At 53.3% G+C, this 14,253-nt stretch carries 7 protein-coding genes; 4 read left to right on the plus strand and 3 right to left on the minus strand.

The window, feature by feature from the left end; translation table 11 throughout:
- Positions 1–165: 165 nt before the first annotated feature.
- Positions 166–1,329: an FtsK/SpoIIIE domain-containing protein gene (locus KTH_RS23570; protein WP_497621364.1), complete on the minus strand. Its 1,164-nt coding sequence runs from the start codon at positions 1,327–1,329 to the stop codon at positions 166–168.
- The gene (locus tag KTH_RS23575; protein ID WP_497621365.1) at positions 1,330–3,747 is read right to left on the minus strand and encodes an FtsK/SpoIIIE domain-containing protein; all 2,418 of its coding nucleotides are present in this window, start codon (positions 3,745–3,747) and stop codon (positions 1,330–1,332) included.
- A gap of 566 nt (positions 3,748–4,313) precedes the next feature.
- Between KTH_RS23575 and clpB the strand changes: the two genes are divergently transcribed.
- Positions 4,314–6,911, plus strand: coding sequence for an ATP-dependent chaperone ClpB (gene clpB, locus KTH_RS23580; RefSeq protein WP_497621367.1), 2,598 nt, complete (start codon positions 4,314–4,316; stop codon positions 6,909–6,911).
- Between the two features lie 67 nt (positions 6,912–6,978).
- Positions 6,979–8,328: a LuxR C-terminal-related transcriptional regulator gene (locus KTH_RS23585; protein WP_497621369.1), complete on the plus strand. Its 1,350-nt coding sequence runs from the start codon at positions 6,979–6,981 to the stop codon at positions 8,326–8,328.
- Between the two features lie 8 nt (positions 8,329–8,336).
- On the opposite strand, the gene KTH_RS23590 is transcribed toward KTH_RS23585, so the two are convergent.
- Positions 8,337–9,248 carry a glucosaminidase domain-containing protein gene (locus KTH_RS23590; protein ID WP_111324494.1) on the minus strand — a complete coding sequence of 304 codons (912 nt, stop codon included), beginning with the start codon at positions 9,246–9,248 and terminating at the stop codon, positions 8,337–8,339.
- A 480-nt stretch (positions 9,249–9,728) separates the two neighbouring features.
- Between KTH_RS23590 and KTH_RS23595 the strand changes: the two genes are divergently transcribed.
- Together KTH_RS23595 and KTH_RS23600 are read left to right on the plus strand one after the other, a co-directional pair.
- Positions 9,729–12,833 (plus strand): alpha-mannosidase, encoded by a 3,105-nt coding sequence (locus KTH_RS23595; protein ID WP_497621371.1) that lies wholly within the window; start codon positions 9,729–9,731, stop codon positions 12,831–12,833.
- Between the two features lie 175 nt (positions 12,834–13,008).
- The gene (locus tag KTH_RS23600) at positions 13,009–13,605 is read left to right on the plus strand and encodes a zinc ribbon domain-containing protein (RefSeq protein WP_170142782.1); all 597 of its coding nucleotides are present in this window, start codon (positions 13,009–13,011) and stop codon (positions 13,603–13,605) included.
- Positions 13,606–14,253 lie beyond the last annotated feature (648 nt).

Below are 14,253 nucleotides of genomic sequence, written 5' to 3' on the forward strand. Positions count from 1 at the left end.
TGTTCTCTATGTCTCTTTTTGCTTACTTGCGAGCACAGAAAGCCGGGAGTAAAGGCTGAAAGATCAGGCGCATTCTCAATCGGATGAGCGATTCGTCCATGAGAATGGGCTTTTTTTTTATTGGAAACGCCCGAGCGAGACTGACTCGTTCGGGCTCGCTGACTCTTAGACTGACAGAGTTTGTTGCTGCTGCATTCTGGCAATCTTACCAAGCTCATACTTCAGGATCTCATAGCGAATGTTCTCGGTTATACCTGCAATTGGCAAGGCCAGTTGAATCTGGTAGGTACGGCGGTCGGGCGTCAGCACCAATCCGCGACCAGGAATCGGATCAGGGATAATAGGTGGTCTCCCGAACAGGTCAAGCCGCTGTGATTCGTTCAGCAGCAGCCCGATTTTGGTACTGAATTTGCCCATCAGATCGGACGGAATCGTGCGAAAGTGGACCTCACCACTCGTGACCACCAGATACGCTCCGAGTGTGCGGGCTTCAGCAAAGCTATGTGCCAGCTTCCGTAGTGCAGTAATAGCCTGCAACCGTTCCACAAAGTTCTGATAGTGACAGATTACCAGCAGCAATTGGGGAACGCGGGTGTTGTTCTCCCAGAGGTGAGCCAGTGTGTTTTCTGTCCAGCGCAGGCCGGGGAATGTAGTACGCCGCTGTTGAAGCATATCCTGAAGTAGAGTGGCGAATTGGATAAGCTTGTCATCTGTGCTGCCATCGGTCCACAGCGGGACGCCCTGTTCGTTGCGGGCATGTGGCATCTCCTGAAAGCAGTCAAGCTCATGTAGAGGATCGATAATAGCGTAGCGCAGATAGTCGGGTGTAAAATAGGCGCTGAGCCAGAGGAGCAGGGTTTGTAAGGCCGTCGTTTTACCGCTATGTTGTGCGCCTGCCAGCAGAAGCGGGCCACCTGTCAGAGGCCCGGCGCTGCCGTGAAGGTCCACAAACAGGATCTCACGTTTTTGCTGTTCTGGCTTATCGACCAGTCCTAACGGGATCTGCATAGAGGGCTTGATCTCTTCCTGTGCGCGTTGGGTCAGAAACTCTCGAATGGTTGTAGGCATCACATAGTAGCGGTCCTGATTCTCTCCTACCAGCCGTTGCGTCGTCTTGTCGGGCCGAAAGAGGATCAGGGGATCAGGCGCCAGCGGCGAAGAGGGCGTTGGGAGCGGGTCAGGCCAGTAGTAGATGCCATCTTTTTGGGCATGGTCACGCGAATAGGCCTCGACAATTCGCTCAATAATGACCTCAGCGACGGTGGTCGTCTGGCGAAACGTTTCCAGATTACTTGTGACTGGTCTGGGTGATGGTTGAACCTGAAACATTTATGGCTTCTCCTTTGTGAGCTGAGCCAGTAGAATATCATTGGTCGGGTCCAGAGAGACATGTTTACCGCTTGGGGTGCGGGGCTGATGATAGAGCTGTTCAAGTGTGACCGGGATCGTGACGCGAGCTGCCTGGAAAAGATCAAGCTGATTATCTCCGTGGAGCAGATAGCCGCGCCCGGGAATACTGGCGGGCAGGTTTGCAGCATCGACGCGCCGAAGCACTTCGCGGCTGTCTTCTGGAGATGCGCAGCGCAGGCACAGGCGGTACTGCACATAGTCGCGCACGCGTGTGGCGATAATGCCTTCGGGACGCTGCGCGGCAAGAAGGAGATGCATGCCAATTTCTCGACCAACGCGTGTAATGGTAAAGAGCTCGTCAAGGACAGAGTCGGTCCGTTTGAGCATCTCGGCGAATTCATCGATGATGATGACAAGGCGTGGCAGCGTTTTCCCCTCTTTTAGCTTGATTTCGCGTCGTGTCGCCTCTGCCCGTAACATGGTAATGAAGCGCTGAATGAGTGCCGGTGACGACACATTGGAGAGAAAGCCGATTGTATGCGGCAGATGGCGGAATGGCTCCAGAGCCAGCCCCGCTTTATAGTCGATTAACAGAAAGTTGACCTCGGTCGGACGGTATGCAATTGCCAGCGCCATCACAATCGTTTGCAGCAGTTCGCTCTTGCCTGAGCCAGTTTGGCCGATCAGCAGGCCATGAGGTCCATCTTTCAGGAAGTCGAGATATTGCACCTCGTCGCCGATCTTGAGCCCGATCGGAATGCGCATGGTGGGCTTTTCATTACCCCGGCTATCGGTAGTATGGAACAGCGGATCACTCCAGCGGGAAAGCGGATCATAATGTGCCAGATCAAGCGGAGGCTCAAAGAGCATACGCAGATCGACCTGGGTGCGTAGTTCCAGCCGCTTGGTACTCATGGCCTTCAGCGGTTGCAGCCGTTGCGCGAAGTAGGTGAGCGCCTGCTGTGGCACACTATCCAGTTCGAGGCAGGCAACGGCAGGCGGTGGTGTCGGGCTCAACTCATGCAGAAGAGCCTGTGGTGTTTGTGTGTCTCCTTGAGGCGGGACATCGAGATCTATTATCAGCTTGCTGGTGGTGGGCACTTCTGCTCTGCTGGCATTCACGCTCAGCACAGAGACACCAAGCCGGGCCTGTGGCGTAAGGGCAAGAGTCATCTCGGGCCGCTTCAGAGGTGAGATAGAGAGATGCGGACGATAATCAACGGGTGTATTGGGAATCGTTGTCGTCAGGGGATGTCCTCCCTCGGGTTTCAGGACGGGCATCGCAAGTGTTGGCTGGTCAAGGTCGGTCTCGGGGTCAAAGTGATCTACGACGATGATCAAATGCGGTAAGATGGGCTGCTTCTCATCCCGTCGCGAGTCGCCAAGCAAGAGTTCACGCCGCCCGAGCTCGCGTGAGATCAGCGGCAACTGTTCAAGGACTTCGGCTGCACCAAACGCGACAGCACGTTTGCCCTCGTGCTCATCATTGTTCTCGCCAGATAAACGCGGATCGTATTGTATGGTATGGGGAAGCAGTGTTGCCCAGTGCCAGGCGTTTTCCTGTGAGCGCGGCGCGAGAATGATGATGCGAACATCTTCGGGCGAATGATGATAGGCAATTTGGCCGACCATTGCATGTAGCGCGTTGCGTGCTCTGGTCAGGCGTTCTTTTGAGCCGACCAGCGCAATCGGTCCCTGCTCCGGCAATGAGACCGTGAGCGGAACCATGACCTGCTTGTATTTCTCCTGAAGCTGTTGTGCATAGGCGTTCTGCTCTTCAAGCTGGCGATCAACATCGAGCCGATCATGATGCATGTTTCGATGAACCGAGAATGAGGCTGGACGTAATCCCATTCCGACCCGGACAGAAAGAAAATCGGGATCATCAGGGCGGCGCGCCCAGAGGCTGACATTCTGATCATCAAAGCGCTGCTCAATAAGCGGTCGAATGCTGAGTTCCTGATACCATTCGGGAGAGGCAGCGGGCAGAACAAAGGGTGGGTCCTGCTCAATACGTGCCTGACGCTCCTGTAATTGCAATGCCTGTAGTCGTTCCTCCGCCTCTTCCAGTTTGCGACGATAGGAGGCAAGGTAGCGCTTGATCTGTCGCCGTGTGCCTATGAACTGGACTGAATAGGAAGTGAGCGTGCCCAGTGCCATCATGCCACTGATCGCCAGAAATGGCAGAAAGAGATACTGTGCTCGGCCATTGCTATTATTGGTGACGATAAGTGCATATGTGCCGGTGCCTAAGAGGCTGAAGAGCACGGATGTCAGCATCGAAGGCTGTGGAGCCTGAGGTAACTGTGGCGGTGCTGGTAACTGTACTGTCTCTTGAGGGATCTCTGGCCAGATACGGGCCTTCCGCGATATGGTTGTTGGTTGCTGATAAGACATGGTGCTCCCCTCTTCAACGTTTCCACCATTAAAGCGTATTTGAACTTTTGGCTATAATAACAAACAGCTTTTTGTTTTGCAAGATACTATGAAAAGAGAGTAGAAAAGCGCTATTGATCATTCATCTCTATAGTACCTTTATCATACTATTGCCTGGATGGTTGCTCCCCTTGCATCCTTGCTTGCTTATTCAACTATAAGCAGCTCATGAGAGGAAAGGGTGAGTGTGAAGTGAGCTTATACGGATGAGTCCGCTGGCTTCCTGGTAGGGCCTGCTTATTTCAGGGTGTCTGCTACCTCTGCTTGCGAAAAGCGTTGGCTGGTGCGTATATAACGAATAGATAAGAGTATATTTTGAGAGAAATTGCATTTCTCAGGAGGAAGGAGAAATGTACAATGATCCTCTACCTGTAGGTCTTGCCCTGTCGTCTCGGGGGGAATAACTACTCTGGCTCTCATGTTTACTTTGATAGAATATGACTCAAAGTTTCTGAGGGGTAGTGACTCATCTCTAAGGAGCGTGTTGTTCTCCCCTTTCAGGCGGTTTACGAGGAAGGTGTTAACGTATGAAGATTGAGCGTTTTACTGATAAAGCACGTGAGGCGATCTATGAGGCGTCAGAGATGGCGCGAACCCGGCATCATGCACAGATCGAGCCAGAACACCTGTTAGCCGCTCTCCTGACGCAGGAGGGTGGCGTTGTGCCGCAGATTGTGCAGAAGGCGGGTGGCAGCGTTCAGGCAGTTCAGCAGGTGCTTGAGAAAGAGCTGAATAGCTTTGCTCGCGTGTATGGAGGCAGTGAGCCGAGCATCAGTCCAGGCTTGCGGAAAATCCTCGATGATGCCTGGATCGAGATGGGCAACTTCAAGGATGAGTACCTCAGCGTTGAGCATTTACTGCTGGCAATGTTCAATTCTGAGAGTGGCGCAAAACGCGCGTTGAGCGTCGCTGGTTTGACCCGGGATACTGTGTTACGGGCGTTGACGGCAATTCGTGGCTCGCAAAGAGTCACAGACCAGAACCCGGAAGGCAAATATCAGGCACTTGAGAAATATGGCCGGAATCTGACCGAACTCGCGCAACAGGGAAAGCTTGATCCGGTTATCGGGCGTGATGAGGAGATCAGGCGTGTGATTCAGGTGCTGAGCCGTCGTACCAAGAATAACCCGGTCTTGATTGGTGAGCCAGGTGTTGGTAAAACAGCAATCGTTGAGGGCCTGGCACAGCGTATTGTGCGAGGTGACGTGCCCAAGACGCTGGCCGAAAAACAGGTCATTACACTGGATCTTGGGGCGCTGGTTGCGGGCGCAAAGTTCCGGGGAGAGTTTGAGGACCGGTTAAAGGCCGTGCTGAAGGAAGTAACCGGTTCAGAGGGCCGGATTATCCTCTTTATTGATGAGCTCCACACGCTGGTTGGCGCGGGCGCTGCTGAGGGCGCAATGGATGCTTCTAATATGCTCAAGCCAATGCTGGCGCGTGGTGAGCTGCATTGTATCGGCGCGACAACACTGGATGAGTACCGCAAACATATCGAGAAGGATGCCGCGCTTGAACGCCGCTTCCAGCCAGTGATGGTTGAGCCGCCAAGCGTTGAGGATACGATCAGTATTCTGCGCGGTCTCAAGCCACGATATGAAGTCCATCATGGAGTGCGGATTCAGGATAGCGCCCTCGTGGCTGCTGCTGTGCTCTCTGATCGCTATATCACTGAACGCTTCCTGCCAGATAAGGCGATCGACCTTGTTGATGAGGCGGCCAGTCTGCGTCGTGTTGAGCTGGATAGCACACCAACTGAGGTTGATTCGCTGGATCGGCGTATCCGGCAGTTACAGGTTGAGCAGGAGGCACTGAAAAAGGAAACCGATCCTGCCAGTCGCGAACGGCGTGAAAAACTTGACCGCGAGATTGCAAATCTGAGAGAACAGCTTCATACACTCAAGATGACGCTGGAGAAAGAGCGTGAGCCGGTTGACGAGCTACGCCGCTTGAAGAAAGAGCTTGACGCGGCCCAGGTCGAGTATGAGCAGGCCGAACGCGCCTATGACTATGAAAAAATGGCCCGGTTGCGCTATGGCAAGATCAAGGATCTGCAAGAGCGCATTCAGGCAATGGAAGAGCGCCTCTCGGAGATTCATGGCAGCAAGAATCGCATGTTGAAGGAAGAGGTTGACGCCGATGATATCGCCGAGATTGTTGCGAAGTGGACCCACATCCCTGTCAGCAAACTGATGGAGTCCGAAGTACAGAAGTTGCTCCATATGGAAGATCGCCTGCGGCAACGGGTCGTAGGCCAGGAGCAGGCGCTAGAGGCCGTCTCTGACGCTATTCGCCGCTCACGGGCTGGCTTGCAGGACCCAAATCGTCCGCTGGCAAGCTTCCTGTTCCTGGGACCGACTGGCGTTGGTAAGACCGAGCTGGCGCGAGCGCTGGCAGAATTCATCTTTGATGATGAACATGCTCTCGTTCGTATCGACATGTCAGAGTACATGGAGAAGCATTCGGTTTCGCGCTTGATCGGCGCTCCTCCGGGCTACGTTGGTTATGAAGAGGGTGGCCAGTTAACCGAGGCCGTGCGGCGGCACCCGTACAGCGTGGTCCTGCTGGATGAGATCGAGAAGGCCGCACCTGAAGTGTTTAATGTCCTGCTTCAGTTGCTGGACGATGGACGATTAACCGACGGACAGGGGCGCACGGTCGACTTCAAGAACTGTATTGTGATTATGACCAGTAACGTTGGTACGTCCTGGCTACCACAATACGAGAAGCTCGACGAGGACCAGCTACAGCGAGAGGTGCGACAGCGCCTGCGAGAAGAGGGCTTCCGTCCTGAGTTTATCAACCGTATTGATGAGATTATTGTGTTCCATTCGATTGGACGCGAACAGGTCAAACATATTGTAGATATTCAGATCAATCGGCTGCGCCCGCGTCTGGCCGAGCGCCATGTGACGTTGCGTCTGACCGATGCCGCGAAGGATCTGCTGGCCCAGGAGGGCTATGATCCACAGTTTGGTGCACGACCACTCAAGCGCGTCATTCAGCGTGAGATCGAAAATAGAATCGCGCGTGGTCTGCTTGACGGCACCATTCGCGATGGCTCTGAGGTAGTGTTTGACGCCAGCGGAAACGAGCTGCAAATGAAAACGATGCAGCCCGCAGCATAAACAGTGTTGAGGTCCGGAGAGGGAAACTCTCCGGGCTTTGTTTCATGACAGGGAATGAACACAAGGCATGTTTGAACAAGAGAAGCAAAGACCCTCTCCCATCGTGGTACGAGAACGCCTGTTGCAGATGCTGAACACGATGCTGCTTCAGATCAAGACTTTGCGTATGCAGACAGAGACCGCCACGATTCAAGCGGGATTAGGCGAGATCGAGCAAATGACACAGCAAGCTCTGCGTATAGTGCGACAGGCAACGGTGGAACTCGCATTGCCTGAGCTGGAACAGGTCTCGCTGGTCGAGGCTCTTTCCAACTTGATCGAGGAAACCGCGGAGGCCCATAGCCTCTCAAGCCGTATTTCTGTGACTGGAGATCAGAGCAAGGAGTTTTCCCCACTGGCGGGGCGCCTGCTTTATCTGGTAGCGTTGGAGGCGGTATATCTGGCGCTGACACATACCGATATTCATCGCCTGCGCCTGATCCTCACGTTTCGCCTGGATGATGTTTTGCTCAGTATTGAAGACGATGGATTGGATGTGCGCTCTCCCGAGGAAGCGCCTGCTCTGCCGTTGATGAGCATGGAGGCCGGAGAGCCGCGCGCAGGAGAGAGTCCAGTGCTGATAGATCTTCGTGAGCGTCTTGAGCGTGTTCAGGGAAGTCTGGAAATACAGCATCTGCCCGAACGAGGGGTACGCGTGAGCGCGACTGTGCCTTATGGTGCACGGGTCCCTGAGAGTGAGCCCACAGCGGACACTGCGAAGATGATTCGGGTGTTGCTGGTAGATGCCAGTTCTGTCATCAGTGTTGGTTTGCGGCATTTGCTGGAACCATACCCGGAGATTCGGATTGTCGGTCAGGCGTCAGATAGCGTACAAGCGGTCAGCGAGACGCTGGAACTGGGACCACAGGTAGTCCTGCTGGATGCCTTCTTGCCCGATGAATCAAGCATTGAGGCTGTCCGCCAGATCAAGCTACTGAACCTGGATACCAGAATTCTCTTGCTGGCGACTGAGGGCCGTGAGGAGCAACTGTATGAGGTCTTGCGGGCGGGGGCCGATGGCTGTCTACTCAAAGATAGCACTTCTGAGGAACTGGCGCAGGGGATACGGAGCGTTGCCCGAGGCGAGGTGACGATCCAACCGCGTCTGGCCGGGCGGCTCCTCTCGCGGGTCAGCGAACAGGGAAGAACAGTTGCGCATGGGCAGAAGTTGACTGCCCGTGAGTTGGAAGTCTTGCAGTTGCTGGCGCTTGGATTGCGCAACAAAGAGATTGCAAATCGGCTGTATGTGAGCGAGCGAACGGTGAACTTTCATCTGGCCAATATCTATCAGAAGCTAGGCGTCTCGGGGAGAACTGAGGCTCTGAGCAGGGCGATCGCGCTTGGACTGCTCAGAACCGGGCAAAATGGCGCAAAATAAGCGTTCGTTTATGGGCGCAATGTTCCGGCGCGCCAGGTATCGACCGAGTGCTTTACTGCGTTAATATACGCCTTCTCGTCATTGTTGTCGGCGCGAGGGGCATACGTTGGAATGATTTGATCAATGGTGGTTTTTCCCCATTGGGCGACATAGAGGTTACGGATAAGCGCATACCAGGCCTTGAAGCCTTCCTCCCAGCTCGGGAAACTGGCGTAGCCTCCGCGATCCTGATCGATACAATCATAGTTCGGAATACAGCGCAGGTTGCCCAGGGAATGTGTGACACGAGCTTCTCCCTGGGTGCCGAAGCCGCTTTCATGCAGGAAGAATGCAAGCGCATAGACCGGATCGATGCCATATTGTACACCCAGGTCGTACAGTGCTTTTCCCTTGCCTGCTGCCGGTGAACCATAATCTTGCAGCACTTTGTTGATAAAATCGGCGGTAATCGTTGGTTTCCCAAGCACAGAATAGGGGCCTGTCTGTTTGGGGAGCTCAACTTTCGGTTTGATGGGCTGCTTGGTCTGCCATGTATTGGCAAGCTCGCCACCAACCTGAATGTCGTAGACCTTACCGCCACTGTAGGGCAACAGCAGTGAGCCGTTTGAGCGCTGTGAGATACCAACGCCGATTAACACCCCGGTACCGACAATCACCATAATCAAACAGATGAGGAATACCCGAAGCCAGGGCAGGTGGCGTGCTAGAGGGGAGATCGCGGGTTTGCTGGCCGCGGGTCTGGAAACAGTAAAAGCGGTAGTGGTACGTGTCTGGATGGCTTCCAGATGGAGTTCATCCGTGTCCCGGAAATCCATGCCCGGTACCGCTTCGAGAAGACGGGTTGTGCGCCGAATTACGGGCTGGATATCTGTCATCTGAGTAACCGGGCGCTTCCGTTTGATATAATTGCCGCTTGCCATGAAAAACGCATTCTCCTTCTGGAAATTCTGTTCTAGGCTTTGTTCCAGATTATACCTCGTAGTGTCAAGCCTGTCGTGTTAGAATTGCTGAAGCCGCGTTGCATGCCGCTCAACTGTTTGTGATCCCCGCTAGAGCCTACCTGACTGGAACGTTGAAAAAGATATCCTGTCTCTTCAAAAACTATCATATCACCTCTGAAGCGACTCATGAGTGAGAAATAAGTCCTGTTTTTGGCAAAGAGTATCGCAGGAATCCACGAACTTGGTTAAGAGCAGAAGAAATGCTTCAGTCAGAGACTGGTTTGCGATTCTATTCGAGAATCAGATATAATTTTTTACCACAGGTTGCTACTCTTCATGCAAGAGTTTATTCTGGCGCGATCGTATTCCTCAAGAGCTCCACTGTAATTGCTGAAGGGAAGAGAGTATAGTGCGAGGGGATTATAGTAAAAACAGAAGAATGGTTTGAAAGGACGCGCTATGGCTGAACAGCTTCATATTGTTCTTGTGCCCCACACCCACTGGGATCGAGAATGGTATCAAACATTTCAACAATTCCGTCTGCGCCTGGTGAAGGCTGTTGATGCGTTGTTGAATGTGCTGGAAGAGGACCAGGACTTTCGCTATTTTATGCTCGATGGTCAGACAATCGTGATTGACGATTACCTTGAGGCTCGACCAGAGCAAGCAGAACGTCTGAAACGGCTGATTCGTTCCGGGCGGATCCTGGTTGGTCCCTGGTATATTCAGCCAGATGAGTTTCTGGTCAGTGGCGAGTCGCTGATTCGGAATCTGCAACGGGGTATCAGTCAGGCCGAAGAGCTTGGTGGCTTGATGCGCGTTGGCTATGTCCCGGATACCTTTGGGCATATCGCTCAGCTTCCCCAGATCCTGCGTGGCGTTGGCATTGATAATGCGGTCTTCTGGCGGGGAGTGGGCGAGGAGATCAAGGGGAGCGAATTTTATTGGGAGGCGCCGGACGGCTCACAGGTCTTTGTTGTCTATCTGGCCGACCCGCAGGGTTATTCCAATGCCCGCCAGATGCCCCTGAACCCGGAAGAGTTTGTGTCCCGGGTGAAGCTCCAGGTCGCCAATCTGTTGCCCCGAGCTACCGATGATGTGTTGCTCTTCATGAATGGCTCCGATCATCTTGAGGTACAAGAAGGGCTCCCGGCTACCATAGCGCAGGCGAACGCGCTCCTGCAACATGTGGACATCCAGCAGGAACGAAAGCAGTCATCAGCGAACGGACACTATCACTCACTCTATGTGGAAATAGGCACTCTGCCGCAATACATCGAGCGGGTACGAAGTCAGAACCGGCACTGGCAGGTCTGGCAGGGCGAGTTGCGAAGCAGTCAGTTTGCACCGCTTTTGCCCGGTGTGCTTTCCAGTCGTATCTGGATCAAGCAGCAGAATGAGCGCTGCGAGCAACTGCTTGAGCGCTGGGTTGAGCCAATGACCACCTTTATGAGCGCCCTGAACCTCTCTTATCCTGAAGGACTGGTACGACTTGCCTGGCAATATCTTCTGCAAAATCACCCTCACGATAGTATCTGTGGTTGTAGTATTGACCAGGTTCATCGTGAGAATAGCGTGCGCTTTGCTCAATGTCAGCAGATCTGTGAAGGGCTCCTTGCGCAGACCCTCCCGCAGATTGCGGCCCGTGTCGATACGCAGCCACCCATTCCTGTCAAGCATCCTGCGGATGCGCCCGTGCCAATCGTCGTCTTTCATCCGGCTCCGGCGACGCCGGGTGAAGCGGTGCAGACAACAGTGCAGCTTCCGGGCTCGCTCAATCATGCCATGCTTCTCGATGAGAAGCGCCGCTGTATGCCATTCCGTGTCGTGAATCGCAGCAGGGAAGTGCTCGGGACCATGCCAGTAGCGCGTGAGATGCTGGCGTCAATGGTGGCGCTATCGGGCTTACAGGACCCTGACCACCTGTTGCAGATGACTCAATCGATCATCACCAGCACGCTGGGAGAAACGCCCGGCATTGATGAGAAACAGGAGATCTCCCATATCTATATCGAGAACGTAACCGTTTCTCCTCTGCATCATGAGCCGCATATACCACATCCAGGTGTCATTTTTATTGAGATTATGATTGCTCCAAAGGGGCGCGTGCAGATTAACCGGGCCGATCTGCGGGCCGCTGCTCAGCAGGTGCTGGACCTGCTGCGACGAGAAGATATCCATACGTTGGAATTGAAGCTTGTGGCACAGGCGCGGGAAACTATCTCCTTTGTAGCGCAAGACCTGCCCTCATATGGATATAAAACATACTGGCTCTATCCACGGGGGTGTGATGCTTCACAGAAAGTGCATTCTGTATCATCATTTCTTGGAACTGGTCATAATAGTATTGAGAATGAACACTATCAGGTTGCAGTCGATGCAACGAATGGGACGTTGACCGTAACTGATAAGCGCACTGGTGCAGTTTTTCGAGGTCTCAACCGTTTTATAGATGGAGGGGATATCGGTGATCTGTATACCTACTGTCCCCCTGAACATGATATGCTTATTGGTGAGCCTCTAGAAGCACCCAGGATTGAGGTGATAGAGAGCGGTCCGGTGCGTGCGGCCTTGCGTATTAGTAGTCGTTGGGCTTTGCCGACATCCTGTACGGCAAACCGGCGGGAGCGCAGTGCACGCACAGCCGTCTGTACGATTGTCAGCGATGTAGCCCTGACGGCAGGGATGCGGCGTGTCGACATTCATACACGTATAGAGAATAAGGTGAAGGACCATCGCCTGAGGGTTCTTTTCCCTGTCCCTTATCGACCAGAAGCGGTTATGGCGGAAAGCACATTTCAGGTGTGTCAGCGCCCGATCTCTCTTCCAGAGCCTGTAAATGTCAGCACATGGATCGAGTATCCGGTGGCGACATTTCCACAGAAGCGCTTTGTTGATCTCAGCACTAGTCAATTCGGGCTAGCAATCTTAAACCAGGGGTTACCGGAATGTGAGGTTTTACCCTCTGGTTTCGGAGTAGAAGAGGGAGGGACTGCTGTTGCAATTACCTTGCTGCGCTGTGTCGATTGGCTCTCGCGAGGGGATCTTCCAAATCGGCAGGGACATGCGGGCCCGATGGAGCATACTCCAGAGGCACAATGTCCGGGCTTCTACGAGTTTGATTATGCGCTGGTTCCGCATGCGGGAGCGTGGGACGGTGAAGAGGCTCTGGTACTTCGTGAGGCACAAACATTTACAACGCGGCTTGCGACCCGGGCTGTGATCGAAGAGATCCATGAGGGGAGATTCCCTTCTCGGGAAGCATTTGTAACGGTTGAACCCGCGGCATTGGTCGTCAGTGCCGTAAAACGTTGGCTACGTGGTAAAGGAATAGTAGTACGTCTGTACAATCCATTTGCTTCTGCTGTCCATGCAACGGTTCACCTGCGCTTTTCTTTCTGGAAAGTATCCAGGGCCAATCTCCTTGAAGAATGTCAGGAAGTGGTGGCTACGGCTCAGGGAGGAGAGGAAGCGGGGAGTAGTGGAGAGATGCGAGCCGGAGAGCAGCGTGTGACATTGGAGTTCAAGGGGGGAGAGATCATCACTCTGGTCTGTGAGGAGTGAACACAGTTCCTCTGATGGGGCATACCTGTCAGCTTATAGTCCTGGTTAAGCAACCTGACAGGTGATGAAACGTTGTAAGATCAGTGGGTGTGATAAGCAAAGCGAAGTAGGCGCAAAAAATCAGTTACGTACCTGTAAAAAAATACTCTATACTCTTGAAAGGGGCGTTTGTCCTGTGAACGTGTATGCAAATCTGGCTCTAAGCTTGCTCGCGAGTCCTTCTTCCAGTGGGGGATCAGGGGACCTTCTAACGACTATTCAGAACTCGCTAGGCATTATTATTGGCTGTCTGGGCGCGTTTTTTGTCGCCTTCTGGCTGAGCACAGTCTACTGGACATTCCGTGATATTCGTTCTCGCACACAAGATGTGATCCTACAGATCATTTCAACGCTGGCGGCGGCCATTTTTCCGATCGTCGGTGTATTTATCTATATGCTGCTTCGCCCGCGTCAGACACTGGCCGAGGTCTATGAGCGGCAGCTTGAAGAAGAGTCGTTGCTGGCCGAGATGACCGAGCGACAGACCTGCAACAACTGTCACGCCCGGATTGAAAATGACTTTCAGGTATGTCCGTCCTGTGGTCAGAAGCTGAAGAGAACCTGCCCCAAGTGTGAGCGTCTTCTGGAGCTGCGCTGGTCCTTCTGCCCATATTGCGCCTCCAATGTGGCTGGTGGGAATCAGGTTCCGCCAAGCATGCCCGGCTTGCCCAATGTTGCTAATACGCCCGGCTCTTCCAATGTCTCTGTTAGTGGCGGGGGCAATCGCTATTAACTTGTTGAGAAACGCATAATTCCCCGGTGATGGTGACTTCTGACATATGGTCAGAAGCGGCTCTAGAAGCCATTCCCGGGGATTTTCTTTTTTCGGTCGTCTGTTCAACCTACTTGCTTTGTTTATCAAGCAGAATGTGATATAATATCACAGTGGATGGTGGCTTCCGTTGCCACTTTTTCTATGCTTGAGCAGAATATTTGAATGAGATAAAAACTGCTTTCCGCCAGTGCTTTACACTCTTGATCATTCAGAAGCGCCGTTTTCTTGTTTTGTTCCTTCCTCTGGACTCTTTCCGTGATGAGGATGGCAAACAGGAAGTATCTGGCCCGATGCTTGATTTGCTTTTATCCTTTGCGGGTAGGTGCCAGGCAGGGTGGCCGTCTTTTGTGTTGTTCTGAATGGATATCGCTTACCTCAATGTGGTATTCACCCCCTGATCTGTCGTAAAGGGCGTGAGCCTCCGCTTGAGGCCAAAAAACACACACTCTTATTGAACCACTCTGCAGTCTGCTGCTGTGTGGAAGGTTATGAATACTCGATTTTTACGGCGCGGCACATCCGAACTCAGGAAGGGAGATGACCCCTTCCGCCGCTGATCCGTTTTTTTACTGCATAAAAGGTACAGGTTCTATGGCAAAGACGAGA

It is taken from the genome of Thermosporothrix sp. COM3 (genome assembly GCF_059696735.1).